11 protein-coding genes and 2 pseudogenes are annotated in these 16,346 nt (G+C 65.8%); 4 read left to right on the top strand and 9 right to left on the bottom strand.

The window, feature by feature from the left end:
- Positions 1-4: 4 nt before the first annotated feature.
- The 7 genes and pseudogenes from F7R19_RS19780 to F7R19_RS19750 all read right to left on the bottom strand — a co-directional run bounded on the left by F7R19_RS19780 (position 5) and on the right by F7R19_RS19750 (position 8,668).
- The gene (locus F7R19_RS19780) at positions 5-862 is read right to left on the bottom strand and encodes a ChaN family lipoprotein (protein ID WP_150981729.1); all 858 of its coding nucleotides are present in this window, start codon (positions 860-862) and stop codon (positions 5-7) included.
- Between the two features lie 86 nt (positions 863-948).
- A pseudogene (locus F7R19_RS19775) lies at positions 949-1,257 on the bottom strand (DUF2149 domain-containing protein); the annotation flags it as partial.
- Positions 1,254-1,763: a MotA/TolQ/ExbB proton channel family protein gene (locus F7R19_RS19770; protein WP_061957432.1), complete on the bottom strand. Its 510-nt coding sequence runs from the start codon at positions 1,761-1,763 to the stop codon at positions 1,254-1,256. The pseudogene F7R19_RS19775 and the gene F7R19_RS19770, both read right to left, overlap by 4 nt.
- A 257-nt stretch (positions 1,764-2,020) precedes the next feature.
- Positions 2,021-5,215, bottom strand: a complete 3,195-nt coding sequence (locus tag F7R19_RS19765) for an efflux RND transporter permease subunit (RefSeq protein ID WP_150981727.1) — start codon at positions 5,213-5,215, stop codon at positions 2,021-2,023.
- Positions 5,216-5,219: 4 nt separating this feature from the next.
- A complete protein-coding gene (locus F7R19_RS19760; protein WP_150981726.1) occupies positions 5,220-6,476 on the bottom strand; it encodes an efflux RND transporter periplasmic adaptor subunit in 1,257 nt (418 codons plus the stop codon).
- A 276-nt stretch (positions 6,477-6,752) separates the two neighbouring features.
- Positions 6,753-7,397, bottom strand: a complete 645-nt coding sequence (locus F7R19_RS19755) for an MOSC domain-containing protein (RefSeq protein WP_061957429.1) — start codon at positions 7,395-7,397, stop codon at positions 6,753-6,755.
- A 257-nt stretch (positions 7,398-7,654) separates the two neighbouring features.
- On the bottom strand, positions 7,655-8,668 hold the full coding sequence (locus tag F7R19_RS19750) for a D-2-hydroxyacid dehydrogenase family protein (protein WP_061957428.1): 1,014 nt from the start codon (positions 8,666-8,668) through the stop codon (positions 7,655-7,657).
- 513 nt (positions 8,669-9,181) lie between these two features.
- On the opposite strand from F7R19_RS19750, the gene F7R19_RS19745 reads away from it, so the two are divergent.
- Positions 9,182-11,038: a phosphoenolpyruvate carboxykinase (GTP) gene (locus F7R19_RS19745; protein WP_061957427.1), complete on the top strand. Its 1,857-nt coding sequence runs from the start codon at positions 9,182-9,184 to the stop codon at positions 11,036-11,038.
- A 100-nt stretch (positions 11,039-11,138) separates the two neighbouring features.
- Here the strand turns inward: F7R19_RS19745 and F7R19_RS19740 are convergent, their stop codons facing one another.
- Together F7R19_RS19740 and F7R19_RS19735 are read right to left on the bottom strand one after the other, a co-directional pair.
- Entirely contained in the window at positions 11,139-11,840 is a 702-nt protein-coding gene (locus F7R19_RS19740) for a response regulator (protein WP_150981725.1), read from the bottom strand.
- Positions 11,837-13,219: a cache domain-containing protein gene (locus tag F7R19_RS19735; RefSeq protein ID WP_150981724.1), complete on the bottom strand. Its 1,383-nt coding sequence runs from the start codon at positions 13,217-13,219 to the stop codon at positions 11,837-11,839. Before F7R19_RS19735 ends, F7R19_RS19740 begins: the two co-directional genes overlap by 4 nt.
- Before the next feature lie 372 nt (positions 13,220-13,591).
- Here F7R19_RS19735 and F7R19_RS19730 point away from each other — a divergent pair, with 372 nt between their 5' ends.
- From F7R19_RS19730 to F7R19_RS19720, 3 genes and pseudogenes are all read left to right on the top strand, one after another.
- A complete protein-coding gene (locus tag F7R19_RS19730) occupies positions 13,592-15,667 on the top strand; it encodes a carbon starvation CstA family protein (protein ID WP_061957424.1) in 2,076 nt (691 codons plus the stop codon).
- Between the two features lie 19 nt (positions 15,668-15,686).
- A complete protein-coding gene (locus F7R19_RS19725) occupies positions 15,687-15,881 on the top strand; it encodes a YbdD/YjiX family protein (RefSeq protein WP_150981723.1) in 195 nt (64 codons plus the stop codon).
- A 220-nt stretch (positions 15,882-16,101) separates the two neighbouring features.
- A pseudogene (locus F7R19_RS19720) lies at positions 16,102-16,346 on the top strand (hypothetical protein); the annotation flags it as partial.

Raw genomic sequence — 16,346 nt, 5'->3', positions numbered from 1 at the left:
TGCGTCAGGGCTTGGCGCGCTGGCCCGCCGGATTCCCGCTCATCACCGCATCCTTGCACGGATCGTCGCGGTCCATGGTCGGCACGCGCACCACGGTGTCGAATCCGGCGTCAGGCGAATCGGTTTCCAGATAGCCGACGCTCAGCACGCGCGTGGCGTCACCCGGCAGCCAGCGCGGCACGCCGATATCGCGCCGCACGTGGCCGTTGCCAGCAATCAGCACCGCGCCACGCTGCGCGTAAAGGCGCAGCGTCTGTGCCATCACTGCGTCACGCGCGGCCTGCGCGTCGAGCATGCCGGGCAGCATCGCCTTCGGAAAATGCCCGCAGTGGCCAGCATCGAGCACTGCGGTTTGCGCGCTGGCGATGTCCTGCGGCAACGGCTTGTCCAGGCCGAGCGCCGTCAGTTGATCCGGGGCGAACACTTCGCCGTATCCGTTGCGCACGATCCTGAAGGCGTCGGCGCGCGACAGGTTGGCAGCCAGCAACGGCAGATCGTATTGCAGCGCCAGCGCAATCACGGGCTTGTACAAATCCCAGTCCCAACCACTCTTGTCGCCCGCTGCCTGCGCAATCAGATAGTCGACGTCGCGCGGACGCGTGCGGCGGGCGCGGTCGATATCGGCCTGGCGTTCGCGGTCGAACTGTTCCATCGCGATGGCCGGGCGCCAGCCCGCCTCCACCGCGTGCGTCAACGCCTGCAAGCGCTGCCGTTGCGCCGCCGCGCTGTCGTGCACTTCGCCCAGCAGCACATACGATTTGCCGCTGAATGCGCGGCTCACCGTCTCCGGTGTCGGCATCGTGGCGGCGCAGCCGGACAGCGCCGCGATCAGGATTGCAAGCCGAACGATCGAACGGGTCATGGCCGCGCGCTTTCCGGTTGCGGACGCGGCGATGCCTGCGCCTGCGTGGTGTCAGCGGGATGGTCAACGGGATGGCCTGCGTCGGCGGCGCTTTCGGGCACGTAGACCATCGAACCATCCTTCATGCGGTACGCGACGCCTGCCTTGACGCCGTCGCCGCTGCCCGTCTGCCCGTTGGCCTGGTAGCGCACGATCTTCTCGCCATGGCGCGACACGATTTCCATGTTCGGCTTGCCCGGATTGGTGATGATGGTCACGTCATTGTGCGTGAATGGATTGAGCGGATTCTGCGCGATGGTCACCAGCAATGCGGCGATCACGACCAGGAACACGTCGATCAGATTGACCACCGACAGAATCGGATCGTCGGCCTCGCTTTCGTCGAGAAACTTCATGGCTCCACGTCCCATTGCGGCCGGGACTGGCCCAGCCAGACCAGTTCCTCGGCCAGCCAGCGCCGGCGCACGTTGACTACCCAGAACGTGATGCTGGCCGCGATCAGCGCCAGGATCACGGCCGAGAACGCGATGGTCAGGTTCTCGCCGACATTGGCCAGATTGCCGCCCGACAGGCTCTTCAGCGCGGGTCCCATCGGAATCATGGTGGCTACCAGGCCGAGCATCGGCGCTACGCGCGTGGCGATGCGCGGGCGCTCCAGAAGACGGTGCGCCGTCACGTCGAGCGCATCGGGATGAGTCACCTTGTTACGGCGCGCCCATGCCACCAGCAGGTAGCCGCGCCCCGACTCGATCGGGTGGCGTTGGCGCAGCCACGCCTGCATCGCAAACTCGCCGAGCGCCCAGAATGCGTAGAGAAACAGCAAGCCGATCAGCACCAGCGTCGGGTACAGAAACAACTGGCCGACGTCGTACATCAAGGTTTCAAGCAGGCTTGGCGTCATGGGCGCATGGCTCCGTTCTATTCGTATGAACAATCAATTGGCCAGTTTTAGGCTATTTGAAATTCATAGGGATGATAATTTTAAGCATTTTGCCGCACTTTGTGATGCACGACGGTCGGCGAGCAAGATAGCACCGGAAATGTCGCGGCAGCATCCGGCGCGTGCCGGCCTGAACGCGCGCGCAGGCTTCGGCCCAAATGAAAACGGATGCCGAAACTGCCGGCATCCGTACGCATCGCTTTTCGCTAACCCATTCCCTAGCGGATGCTGGCCACCTCTTTTTCGGGCAACGCGTTGCCCTGCGCATCGATCTGCAGCGGGCCGGTGCCCGAGTAACGGTCCAGCGCCAGGTAGATCACCGGCGTAATGAACAGCGTGATGACCTGCGAGAACAGCAGGCCGCCCACCACCGCCAGCCCCAGCGGCTGCCGCAGTTCCGCGCCGGCGCCCAGCCCCAGCGCAAGCGGCAGGGCGCCCATCACGGCGGCAAACGTGGTCATCATGATCGGACGGAAGCGCAGCAGGCACGCCTGCCGGATCGCCTTGGACGGATGCATGCCCTGTTCACGCTGCGCCGCCAGCGCGAAGTCGATCATCATGATGGCGTTTTTCTTGACGATGCCGATCAGCATCAGCACGCCGATCGTGGCGATCAGGGACAGCTCGACGTTGAAGATAAACAGCGTCAGCAACGCGCCGATCGCCGCCGAAGGCAAGCCCGCCAGGATCGTCAGCGGATGGATATAGCTTTCGTACAGCACGCCCAGCAGCGTGTAGATCACGGCGATGGCCGCCACCAGCAGCACCACCTGCGTGGCCTGCGACGACTGGAACACCGCCGCGTCGCCGCCCCAGCTCGTGAAGATCGACGTCGGCATGTCGATCTCCTGGCGGTAGCGGTCGATCAACTTTGACGCATCGCCAAGCGCCGCGCCGGGCGCGAGGTTGAACGACACGGTCACCGACGGAAGCTGGCCCTGGTGGTTGACTGCGATCGGCCCGACGCGGCGCTCGGTCGTGGCGAATGCCGACACCGGCACCATCTGCCCGGTCTTGCTGCGCACGTACAGCTTCGAGAAAGCCGTTTCATCGACGCGATCGATATCGGCGGCAGTCAGAATCACGTAGTAATTGTCGATCGGCGTGTAGATCGTCGACACCTGGCGCTCGCCGAACGCCGTGTAGAGCGCGGTGCGCACGTCCTGCATCTGCACGCCCAGCGCATTGGCCTTGTCGCGGTCGATCGTCAGTTGCGCCTCCAACCCCGACTGCTGCGAGTCGCTGGTGACATCGCGGAACATCGGCTCGGCGCGCATCCTGGCCATGAGCTTGTCGCTGAACGCCTGCAACTGGTCCGCCTTCACGCTCTGCAACGTGTACTGGTAGCGGCTCTTGCTCTGCCGGCCGCCCAGGCGCAGGTTCTGCACCGGAGAGAAATACACCTGCAGGCCTGGCACCACGGACACGTCCTTGCGCAGCGACTCCACCACCTGCGCCATCTTGGGCCGCTCTCCCAGCGGCTTCAGTTCGACGAACATGCGGCCCGTGTTGATGGCCGGCGACGGGCCGCCGCCAATCGACGCCACCACGCTCTTCACGGCCGGATTCGCGCGGATGCGCTCGGCCGCGTCGCGCAGGCGCTCGGCCATCGCGTCGAACGAAATGTCCTGCGGGCCTTCGGCGTTGACCTGGATCTGGCCGATGTCCTCCTCAGGGAAAAAGCCCTTCGGAATCTTCACGAACAGCACGGCGGTCAGCACGAACGTCAAACCCGCCACGCCCAGCACGATGCGCCGATGCGCCAGACACCAGTCGAGCCCCCGCGCGTACCGGTGCAGCGTCCATTCGAACAGATCCTCGAACCACTGCGTCGAGCGCATGCCAAGCGTGCGCTGCTGTGGCGCGCGATGCGCGGGTGCGGCGCCGGCGTGATCGCCATAGGCATGCTGTGACTCGTCGACCGGCACGTTTTCCGCCGACAAAAAGCGCGCGCACAGCATCGGAATCAGCGTCAGCGACACCAGCGCGGACACCAGGATCGCCAGCGACACCACCGCGGCAAATTCGTGGAACAGGAGGCCGATCACGCCCGGCATGAAGAAGATCGGAATGAACACCGCCACCAGCGAAATCGAGATCGAGAGAATCGTGAACCCCATCTCGCGCGAGCCGACCAGCGCGGCTTTCAGCGGCGGCACGCCTTCCTCGATATGACGCACGATGTTTTCCAGCATCACGATCGCGTCGTCGACCACCAGTCCCACCGCCAGCGTGATGGCCAGCAGCGAAACGTTGTCGAGGCTGTAGCCAAACGCCTTCATCAGCGCCACGGTGCCGATCAGCGAGATCGGCAGCGATACGGTTGGAATCAGCGTGGCCGCAGCGCGGCGCAGGAACAGGAAGATCACCATCACCACCAGCGCCACCGTCAGCGCCAAGGTGAACTGCACGTCATGGATCGATTCGCGGATCGACATCGAGCGATCGTTCACCACATTGACGTTGACCGAGCCCGGCATCTGCTGGAGCAGCCGCGGCAGCGCGGCCTTGATGGCGTCCACCACCGCCACGGTGTTGGCGTCGGGCTGGCGCAGCACGGCCAGCACGATCGAGCGCTCGTTGTTGAGCCAACTGCCGGTCTTGATGGTCTCGACGCCGTCCTCCACATCGGCCACGTCCGACAGGCGCACCACGGCGCCGCTGGGCTGGCTGGCCACGATGATGTTGCGGAACGCCTCGGCGCTGGTCATCTGGCGATTGGCCTGGATCGTCAGCGTCTGGCGCGCGCCGTCGAGCGTGCCGACCGGCGTGTTGGCATTGGCCCGATTGAGCGCCGTGGCCAGCTCGTCCAGCGTCAGGCCGCGTGCGGCAAGGGCGTCCGGATGGGCGCGGACCCGTACCGAAAAACGCTTCTGACCGAAGATCTGCACCTGCGCCACGCCCGGCAGCGTGGCCAGCGTGGGCGAGATGAGGTTGTCGCCGAAGGCGTTGAGTTCGCCCAGGCTCATCGACGGCGAATTGATCGCCAGCAGGATCACCGGGGCATCGGCCGGATTCACCTTGCGGTATGACGGCGGCACCGTCATTTCGATCGGCAGCGAGCGCTGGGCGCGGAACAGCGCAGCCTGCACGTCGACCGCGGCCGCATCGATATCGCGGTCGCTGTTGAATTCGATCGTGATGCTCGAATTGCCAAGCGTGTTCGACGAACTGATCACCGTGACGCCAGGAATCGTCGCGAACTGCTTTTCCAGCTGCGTGGCCACCGACGCGGCCATCGTCTCGGGGCTGGCCCCGGGCAGCGTGGCCGTGACCTGGATCACGGGCGAATTGAAGCTGGGCAACGCCGCAATCGGAATCGTCGGATACAGCACGATGCCGGTCACGATGACGGCCAGGCACAGCAGCACCGTCATGACGGGCCGGCGGATACAGAGCTCGGACAGCGTCATGGTCTTAGTGCTTGTCGGCGGCTGCCGGCGTCGCGGCAGGGGAGACGGCGGAGGCGGCTGCGGCGCGCGGGGCGGCCTCGCGCACCAGGCTGCCCGGACGCAGATTCTGCGCGCCTTCGGTCACCACGCGCACGCCCGGCTGCACACCTTCCACCACGGCGGCGGCGGCGGTGGTCGCCACCACCCGCACCGGTACGCGCGCCACCTTGCTGTCCGGCTGCACCGTATAGACGAAGCGGCCCTCCGGACCCGTCACGATGGCCTGCGGCGGCACGCTCAGCGCGCCCTTCAGCACCTGCACCGTGGCGCTGACGTTGGCATAGGTGCCGGGCCAGAGCCGGTGCTCGGTATTGTCGAAGGTCGCCTTGACGCGGATGCTGCCGTATTGCGGATCGACCGTGTTGTCGACGAACGTGATCTTGCCGGTCACGGGCGTCGTGTTGCCGTCGTTGGGCAATGCCGTAATGGTGACCGGGCCTTGTTGCAGCGCCTCGCGCAGCGCGGCCAGCTGGCGCTCGGGCAGCGTGAACATCACGGTGATTGGCGCGATCTGCGCGATCGTGACCATCGCGGGCGTGGTGGTCGTGTTGGCCGGCGTCACCAGCGACCCCGGAAACGCGTTGATCACGCCGGTGCGGCCGCCGATCGTGGCGCGGATGGTGCCGTAGCTGATGGCCACCTGACTCGCTTCGATGGCGGCCTGGTCGGCGCGGATCGTCGCTTCGAAGCCGTCGACCTTGGCCTGCGCGGTATCGACCGCGCTGCGCGAAATGAAATTGCGCTGCAGCAGTTCCTGGCTGCGCGCCAGCGTGCGCCGCGCATCGGCAAGATCGGCCTGATCGCGCATCAGTTGCGCGCGCGCGCGGGCCAGATTGGCTTCGTCCATGCGCGTGTCGAGCGTGAACAGCAAGTCGCCCGGCTTGACCGACTGGCCCTCCTTGATATGCACCGCGCGAACCGTGCTGGACACCTGCGGACGCACGTCGACCGACTGCATCGCGGTGACCGTGCCATTGGCGGTGACTTCGAGCGGCACATCGCCCTGCATGACGCGCGCCGTGGTGACGGCGGTGGCGGCCGGCCCCTTGGTCTGCGGCTTGGGCGCGGACCAGTGCTTCCAGCCAAACCAGCCCAGCACGGCCAGCAGCACGACCACCGCGATTGCCACCCAGGGCGAAGTCCGGCCGCGGCCTGCGCGGGCAGCCGCGCTCCAGTTGCCATCGACGAAGCCCTTGGGCTGGTCGATCCCGTCAGTTTTCATTATGAGGACCCTCAAAGACCGCTTGGCGCGCGACTTCCCTGGCACCGGTTTCTTGGAACTGGTTTTGCCCGCGCAAACCGCTACTAGTACCGCGCCGGACCCTTCAAGGCCAGCGCGTTGTATTACAAGCCATTACAGCAGCATGGAACGCTGCCCGGACCAGCCCGGAAGGGCGCTCCGATTGCTTGTATCGAAATTAAAACATTAGCAGAAAATCCAGGCTGGACCACTCGGGAAAAACGCGGGAAACCGTGGGAAACCGTGGAAAAACCCGGATCAGGCGCTTTCGCGTCGATGGCGGCCGTGCAGCGGCACCGCGCGGGGGCCGGCGGCCAGCACCACGGTATCGCCGGCGCGGATCACGCCCGCGCGGGCCACGCTGAGGTAGACGCCCGAAAAACCGCTGCGCGTCATGTCGCGCACGGCGTTGGCGTAGCCCATCACGGCATTGAGCTTGTAGCAGGGCAGGCGGGGCGCGCTGACCACCAGTTCCACCTCGCCGATGCGCAGGCGGTCGCCCAGCCATAGCGCCGTTTCGAGCAGACCCTGCGTGGTCAGGTTCTCGCCCATCGCGCCAAACGCCAGCGGCCGCTCGGACTCCTCGACGCCGGCCTCGCGCCGGCGCGTGTTCCACCAAGTGTAGTGCTCGATGGGATAGGCATAGACGGCGCGGTCGGGGCCGCCGTGAACCGTGCGATCCACCTGCTCGTCGCCCGCCAGCCCGAGCCGATGCACACCGACCGCGATCGGATGATGGAGCGTGCTCAGCGGGTGCTTGCGCACGCCCGACAGCACCACGGCCTCGCAGCCGGCGCCGGCCACCACCAGCGGTAGCGCCGTGCCGACGTTGACCGCCAGCACCCGTCCGACGGCCGTGCCGCCGGCGCCTGCGGGATTGGGACGCGGATCGGATTCGGCCACGGTACGCCCTCCTTCGCGTGTGCGGGGCCGCGCGCAACGTCAATCACGGGACGTCGTGCGCTGACGTTGTTTGTGAACCGAGTGTACCGACTCGTGCGCACGTTTGAGGGCGGGAAATGTGGGGAAACAGACGCACGGCGCGTCGACCGAGCGGGCAGCCAGCCGACGGTGTGCATCTGCAACGCCGGACCTGGCATGCCGGGGAGAAGCGCAGGCGCGCAAGACGCGCCCCGCTGGATCGGCTGGAGCGCGCCGGGTCAGCGCGACAACGCGGGTGTCAGCGCCTTGGGGTTGGCGATGCTGTCGTGCTTGCCGGCCAGCACGTCGAGGATGTTCTGGAACGCGGTGCGGAAGTACAGCTCGTAGCTGTCACGCTCGACATAGCCCAGGTGAGGCGTGCAGATGCAGTTCTCCATGCGCAGCAGCGCGTGGCCCTGCAGAATCGGCTCCGACTCGAACACGTCGATCGCCGCCATGCCCGGGCGTCCCCGATTCAGCGCCGCCACCAGCGCGTTTTCCTCGATCAGCTCGGCGCGGCTGGTGTTGACGAACAGCGCTGTCGGCTTCATGCGCTGCAGATCGGCCAATGTGACGATGCCGCGCGTTTCGTCGTTCAGGCGCAGGTGCAGCGACAGCACATCGCTGTCGGCAAACAGCTGCTCGACCGATTCGGCGACGTTCAGGCCGTCTTCGCGCGCGCCCTGCTGCGACGCCTCGCGGCCCCAGACCAGCACGTTCATGCCGAAAGCGCGACCGTAACCGGCCAGCAGGCGGCCGATCTTGCCGTATCCCCAGATCCCCAGCGTCTGCCCGCGCAGCACCTGGCCAAGGCCAAAATTGGGCGGCATCGTGGTCGATTTCAGGCCCGACTGCTGCCACGCGCCGTGCTTGAGGCTGGCCACGTATTGCGGGATGCGGCGCTGCGCCGCCATGATCAGCGCCCAGGTCAGTTCGGCCGGCGCCACTGGCGAGCCCACGCCCTGCAAGACCACCACGCCGCGCTCGGTGCAGGCATCGAGATCCACATGGTTGCCCACGCGGCCGGTCTGGCTGATGATTTTCAGCTTCGGCAGCTTCTCGAGTACCTGGCGCGTCACCCGCGTGCGCTCGCGGATCAGCACCAGCGCCTCCACGTCGGACAGTCGCGCGGCGAGCTGGCCGACGCCCTTCACGGTGTTGTTGAAGACCTTGACGTCGTGCCCTTCCAGCAAGGAAAAGCAGGACAGCTTGCGGACGGCATCCTGGTAATCGTCGAGAACGGCAATCTTCATCGGTAACTCTTTAACCTCGGGGGCTTGGTGTGCGCGGCCACAGAATCAGCGCGCAACCGACAGTATTGTTGGCTTCCCTGACGCAACATTGACTGCAGACGCGTCCGAGCGGCAACCGCCGCGAGACGATGCTGCGCGGTGGCGAACGGGCATTCTGACAGGGGAGACAATGCTGCGCAGCAAAAAACAGGGGATCCGTGCAGTGGTATCCTTGCGCGCTCTCGCGATGCGACAGTGCGGTCGAGCCACGCTCCCGCCTCCTGCGCGCCGCCGGACAATGCCCGACCGACCCCTGCCGCCCGCCAGAAACGGGCGAAGCGCAACTGTATCGCAGCCGCAGGGACCCCCGCGACCATTTGCACCCATCTGGTCGCCGCCGAGTTGTAACGGGATGTGACGGTCAGAGCGCGAGTGCGTCAGGCCCTACGCGGCCGCCACTCGACACGCCGTCTTTCCCCGTCGCAGCTGCCTGTCGGACATTGCAAGGTTTCTTTTTAGCTTTGGAGCAGTTAGATGAACCATCCCACAATGCAAGGCACACCGGCACTGAACGTACCGGCCTGGGTAAAGAACCAGAAACTGGTCTCTTGGGTTGCCGATATCGCCGCGCTGACCAAGCCGGACCAGATCTACTGGTGCGACGGCTCGCAGGAAGAATATGACCGCCTGTGCGAGCAGATGGTCGCCGCCGGCACCATGCGTCGCCTGAATCCCGCCAAGCGCAAGAATTCGTTCCTGGCCCTGTCCGATCCGTCCGACGTGGCGCGCGTTGAAGACCGCACCTTCATCTGCTCCGAGAAGAAGGAAGACGCCGGCCCCACGAATCACTGGGTCGCCCCGGGCGAAATGCGCCAGACGCTGAGCGGCCTGTTCGACGGCTGCATGCGCGGCCGCACGCTCTACGTGGTGCCGTTCTCGATGGGTCCGCTGGGCTCGCCGATCGCGCACATCGGCGTGGAACTGTCCGATTCGCCGTACGTCGCCGTGAACATGCGCATCATGACCCGCATGGGCCGCGCCGTGTACGACGTGCTGGGCGCCGACGGCGAATTCGTGCCGTGCGTGCATACCGTTGGCAAGCCGCTGGCCGCTGGCGAGAAGGACGTGCCGTGGCCTTGCAACCCGACCAAGTACATCGTGCACTTCCCGGAATCGCGCGAGATCTGGTCGTTCGGCTCGGGCTACGGCGGCAACGCGCTGCTGGGCAAGAAGTGCTTCGCCCTGCGCATCGCCTCGACCATGGGCCGCGACGAGGGCTGGCTCGCAGAGCACATGCTGATCCTGGGCGTGACCTCGCCCGAGGGCAAGAAGTACCACGTCGCCGCCGCGTTCCCGTCGGCCTGCGGCAAGACCAACTTCGCCATGCTGATCCCGCCCAAGGGCTTCGACGGCTGGAAGGTCACCACGATCGGCGACGATATCGCGTGGATCAAGCCGGGCCAGGACGGCCGCCTGTACGCGATCAACCCGGAAGCCGGCTATTTCGGCGTGGCTCCAGGCACCAGCGAGCAGACCAACTACAACGCGATGGCGACGCTCAAGGAAAACGTCATCTTCACCAACGTGGCGCTGACCGATGACGGCGACGTGTGGTGGGAAGGCATGACCAAGGAAGCGCCGGCGCATCTGATCGACTGGCAGGGCAATGACTGGACGCCCGAGATCGCCAAGCAGACCGGCGCCAAGGCCGCGCATCCGAACGCCCGCTTCACCGCACCGGCGTCGCAGTGCCCGTCGATCGACGAGAACTGGGACAACCCGGCTGGCGTGGCCATCGACGCCTTCATCTTCGGCGGCCGCCGCAGCAGCACGGTGCCCCTGGTGACCGAAGCGCGCAACTGGACCGAAGGCGTGTACATGGCCGCCACGATGGGGTCCGAAACCACCGCCGCCGCAGCCGGCCAGCAGGGTGTGGTGCGCCGCGATCCGTTCGCCATGCTGCCATTCTGCGGCTACAACATGGCCGATTACTTCGGCCACTGGCTGGCCCTGGGCAAGAAGCTCGAGGCAACCGGCGCAAAGCTGCCGAAGTTCTACTGCGTGAACTGGTTCCGCAAGGACGCCGACGGCAAGTTCGTGTGGCCCGGCTTTGGTGAAAACATGCGCGTACTGTCGTGGATGATCGATCGCGTGGAAGGCCGCGGCCAGGGCGTCGATCACGTGTTCGGCACGTCGCCGCGTTACACCGACCTGAACTGGGACGGCCTGACCTTCACCACCGAGCAATTCGAACAGGTCACGTCGATCGACCACGACGCCTGGCAGAAGGAATTGGCGCTGCACGACGAGCTGTTCACCCAGCTCAAGCAGAACCTGCCGCAGGCACTGCTGGAAACCAAGGAAGCGCTGGCCAAACGCCTGGCCGCCTGATCCCAGCCGTTTTTCGGATGTACAAGGCCGACCGGTTGACGCCGGTCGGTTTTTTTTTTGCGCGCGCAACGCTGGCCCGGGACGATTCGTCGCGGCTCGCTCACGAGATCGACTGTCCCGAATCTGCGTCGGTCACGATATGCCGCACCGCGTACTTGACCAGTTCCGCGCGGCCCTCGATGCCGAGCTTGCGCTTCAGGTTGAGCCGGTGCGTTTCCACCGTGCGCACGGAGACACCAAGCCCGGCGGCGATTTCCTTGTTGGCCAGGCCCTTGCCGATGCCGTGCAGGATGTCGCGTTCGCGCGGGGTCAGCGCATCGAGCGGACTGATCGTCTGTTCGGCCATGCCGCGTGCGATGCGCGCGCTATAGAACATGCGGCCCGCCAGTACGGCCTGAATGGCTGCCATCAATTCGTCGGCGGGAGCGTCCTTGAGCACGTAGCCGCGCGCGCCCGCGCGGATCGCCTGGCGCACGTATTCAAGGTTGTCGTGCATCGACACGATCAGCACGGCCAGTTGCGGATACTGGTCGTGCAGCGCGCCCGCCAGCGCAATCCCGCCCATGCCGCGCATGCCGATATCGGTGATCACCAGGTCAGGCAGACACCCGGGCCGGGCTTGCGCCAGCCACGCCAACGCGGCCTCGCCGTCGTCGGCTTCGCCCACCACTTCGAGATCGGGCTGCAGCGACAGATGCATGCGCATGCCGTCGCGCACCAGCGCGTGGTCGTCGATCAACAGCACGCGCGCAGGGCTGGCGGGCGAATGGGTTGCGGGATCGTCGTCGTGCAACGAATTCATGACTGCGAAGGTTCCGAGGAGGGAGTTTTCAGTGGCAAGGCCGCGGTGAGCCGCGTGCCGGACGGCAGTGAAACGATGTCGAACTGGCCGCCCAACGCCGCCATGCGCTCGCGCAGGTTGCGCAGGCCGATGCCGCGTTGCGGATCGCGCTGCATGCGCGCGACGTCGAACCCAGTGCCGTTGTCGCGCACCACCAGCCGCGTGCCAGACGGCAGGTATTCGAGTTCGACATCGACGTGCGTGGCATGCGCGTGGCGCTCGACATTGGTCAGCGCCTCCTGGGCGATGCGGAACAGCGCCGTGGCCTGATCGTCGGACAGTTCGCGCGGCTGGCCGCGCTGCCTGACGTCAATGCCCAGCGTGCTGCCGGCCTGCATCTCGCGCGCCAGATGCTGAAGCGCGGCGAACAGGCCAAGATCGTCGAGCAACGCCGGGCGCAGGTTGCGCGCCACGCGCCGCACTTCGTTGAAGACGGAATCGAGCCGATTGAGCGCCATGCCGAGGATCGGCGCCACGGACGCGCCCTCGGCCGGGGCCAGCCGGATGCGGTTGGTGGCGGCCTCCAGCACCAGCTTGACGGACACCAGCAGTTGGCTGATGCCGTCATGCAGTTCGCGCGACAGGCGCGCACGCTCTTCTTCCTGCGACTGCACCACGCGCTGCGCCAGTTGCCGCAGCTTGGCGTCGGCCTCGCGGTGTTCGCTGATATTGAGCGCCAAGCCGCTGGCCGCCACCAGCAGGATGCTGATGGCCGCAATCACGCCAATCCACGCCATGGTCTCGCGGATGTCGGTTTCCGCGCGCGCATCGAGCTGGCGCAAGGTCTGCTCCACATCGTCGAGGTAAATGCCGGTGCCGAGCATCCAGTTCCACGCCGGCACGGCCACCACGTAGCCAAGCTTGGGCGCCACCTGCTGCGACGACGGCTTGCGCCACAGGTAGCGCACCGATCCGCCGCCGGACTTTGCGGCGCTCACCAGCTTCTGGATCGTCAACGCCCCTTGCGGGTCGCGCAGCAGCCACAGATCCTGCCCCACCAGTTCCGGCTGGCGCGGATGCATGAGATTGCGGCCCTGCAGGTCATACAGGAAGAAATAGCCGTCCGGGCCGTAGTCAAGCCGCGCCAGCGCCTCCATGGCAGCTTGGCGCGTGGCGGCGTCGGTGCGGCCCGACTGCACCAGCGGCGCGATCGCGCTTTGCGCCAGCTCCACGTAGTGGCGCAGTTCGGTTTCCTTGCTTTGCAGGTAGGCCGCCTCGACCAGCGCGCGCTCGTGGCGAGCCAGCGCCGTGGCCTGGTAGCGGACGGCCAGCGCGATGCCCAGCATGGCGACGGCAAGCGGCGCCACGGCGAGCAAAAGTATCTTTTGGCGGAGTTTCATCTGAGCCGGGGGTAAACACCGATGCCGGGAAGGCCGCTTGACTTCGTCGATCTACGTACTACTACGCAATATGGCTGCGTAGTTTCGCGCTTGTGCCGACATGGGCGGGTGTCAATACTACACGCCGGATTGCACCCGGGCCCGCCCGCGGTGCAATCCTATGCAGTAGGTGCCCCGACCCTGGCGATTGCCCGCCTCGGGTGCACTGCCTGCCTGCACGACAAGATCCGGCTCAGACGAGAACAGACCGGGCGTCGCAGACACTCAGGAGACACCTTCCGCACGATTGTCGGCGCCGCCATCCGGCACGCCCCCGCTGCCCGCAATCCGTCGCCGCAGGCTCTTTCAGCCGGTCTGAGGAGACCCTTCAACATGAATCGCATCGGACAACACCTGTTGTGGCTGGCCGTCGCCGTACTCGGCGCGTTTGCCTTCGCCACCGTCGCGCTGTCGCGCGGTGAAGCCGTCAGCGCGCTGTGGATCGTGGTTGCCGCGCTCTGCATCTACCTGATCGCCTACCGCTACTACAGCCGTTTCATCGCCGACAAGGTGATGCAACTTGACCCCAAGCGCATGACGCCAGCCTGGCGCCATAACGACGGCCTGGACTACGTACCGACCAACAAGGCGGTGCTGTTCGGCCACCACTTTGCCGCCATCGCCGGCGCCGGGCCGCTGGTTGGGCCGGTGCTTGCCGCGCAGATGGGCTACATGCCGGGCATGCTGTGGATTCTTGCGGGCGTGGTGTTTGCCGGCGCGGTGCAGGACTTCATGATCCTGTTTATCTCGACGCGCCGCGACGGCCGCTCGCTGGGCGATCTGGTCAAGTCGGAAATGGGCACCGTGCCCGGCCTGATCGCGCTGTTCGGCTGCTTCATGATCATGATCATCATCCTGGCGGTGCTGGCGCTGATCGTGGTGAAGGCGCTGGCTGGCTCGCCCTGGGGCACGTTCACCGTGGCGGTGACGATTCCCATCGCGATCTTCATGGGCATCTACACGCGTTATATCCGTCCGGGGCGCATCGGCGAGGTGTCGGTGATCGGCTTCGTGCTGCTGATGCTGGCCATCGTCGGCGGCCAGCACGTGCACGAAAGCGCCACGCTGGCGCCGCTGTTCACGTATGACGGCAAGGCGCTGACGTGGATGCTGATCATCTATGGGTTCATCGCCGCCGTGCTGCCGGTGTGGCTGCTGCTGGCGCCGCGCGACTACCTGTCGACGTTCCTGAAAATCGGCACCATCATCGCGCTGGCCATCGGCATCCTGATCGTGGCGCCGGAGCTGAAGATGCCGGCCTTCACGCAGTTTGCGCAGGGCGGTGGCCCGGTGTGGTCGGGCAACCTGTTTCCGTTCCTGTTCATCACCATCGCCTGCGGCGCCGTGTCGGGTTTCCACGCGTTGATTTCGTCGGGCACCACGCCCAAGCTGCTGGAAAACGAATCGCACGCACGCTTTATTGGCTACGGCGCGATGCTGGCCGAGTCGTTCGTCGCCATCATGGCGCTGGTCGCCGCATCGGTGATCGAACCCGGCGTGTACTTCGCGATGAACAGCCCGGCCGCGGTGATCGGCACCACGCCGGAAACGGTGGCGCAGGCCGTGTCCAGCTGGGGCTTTGTGATCACGCCCGACGTGCTGATCCAGACCGCCAAGGACGTGGGCGAAAACACCATCATCTCGCGTGCCGGCGGCGCTCCGACGCTGGCCGTCGGGATCGCGCACATCCTGCACCAGGTGGTGGGCGGCCAGGCCATGATGGCGTTCTGGTATCACTTTGCGATCCTGTTCGAAGCGCTGTTCATCCTGACGGCCGTCGACGCCGGCACGCGCGCCGGCCGCTTCATGCTGCAGGATCTGCTGGGCAGTTTCGTGCCGTCGCTCAAGCGTACCGAGTCACTGCCGGCCAACCTGATCGCCACCGCGCTGACCGTGGCCGCCTGGGGCTACTTCCTGTACCAGGGCGTGGTGGATCCGCTGGGCGGCATCAACACGCTATGGCCGCTGTTCGGCATCTCGAACCAGATGCTGGCCGCCGTGGCACTGGTGCTGGGCACCTGCGTGCTGGTGAAGATGAAGCGCGGGCAGTACGCATGGGTGACGCTGCTGCCCACCTGCTGGCTGCTGATCTGCACGCTGACCGCCGGCTGGCAGAAGCTGTTCGACGCCGATCCTAAGGTCAGCTTCCTGACCCACGCGTCGAAATTCAGCGCGGCGATTGCCGAAGGCAAGGTGCTGGCTCCGGCCAAGTCGATGGAACAGATGCACCGCATCGTCTTCAACGACTATCTGGACGCGGGCCTGTGCGCGCTGTTCATGTTTGTAGTGCTGTCGATTGTGTTCTACGGTTTCAAGACGGCCATGGCCGCTCGCAACCAGGCAAGGCGCACGGACAGCGAAACGCCGTTCGAACCCATGCCTGCGCAGGCCTCGGCCGCGTCGCATTGAACCACTGGCGGAGGCCATCATGCTGGAACAGATCGGAAACATGGGACGTTACCTGGGCCAGTCGCTGCGGCTGATGGTGGGCCTGCCGGACTACCAGACCTACGTGGCCCATATGGAAAGCACCCATCCGGATCGCACGCCGATGACGTACGAGGAGTTCTTCCGCGAACGCCAGCAAGCGCGCTACGGCGGCGGCCAGGGCAAATGCTGCTGACCTGACCGGACGCGCTCCGGCGCCACAGGGCGGCCCTTCGGGGCCGCTTTTTTTATGCGCGCAGTGGCTTTTGCGACCCATTTGTTGCCGATTTGCCGCATTTTTTAACAGACCGATACCGTTTCTGCAGGGGGTTACAGGGCCTCACAACTAGTTACAGCAAGGGGAGGGCTCCTTCTCTACACTCCGCTCCAGATCCACACCGAATAAGGAAAATACGATGTCTCGCCTTCGCAACCTGACTCTGGCTCTTGCCCTCTCGGCGGCTGCGCTGCCGGCGTTCGCTGGGGGTGATCTGAACAATGCGCTCGGCGGCGGTCTGGGCGGCGTGGCTGGCGCTGCCGTAGGCGGCGCGCTGGGCGGCAGCACCGGCGCCGTGCTCGGCGGCGCGGTGGGTGGCGGCGCGGGCACTGCGGCGGGCAACGCCATGGGTGGCCGAACCGGCGGTCTGGTCGGTGCGGGCCT

It is taken from the genome of Cupriavidus pauculus (assembly GCF_008801835.1).
Taxonomy (GTDB): Bacteria; Pseudomonadota; Gammaproteobacteria; order Burkholderiales; family Burkholderiaceae; genus Cupriavidus; species Cupriavidus pauculus.
The sequence above is the reverse complement of the archived record's forward strand: the minus strand, read 5'-3'. Positions and strand labels throughout refer to the sequence as shown.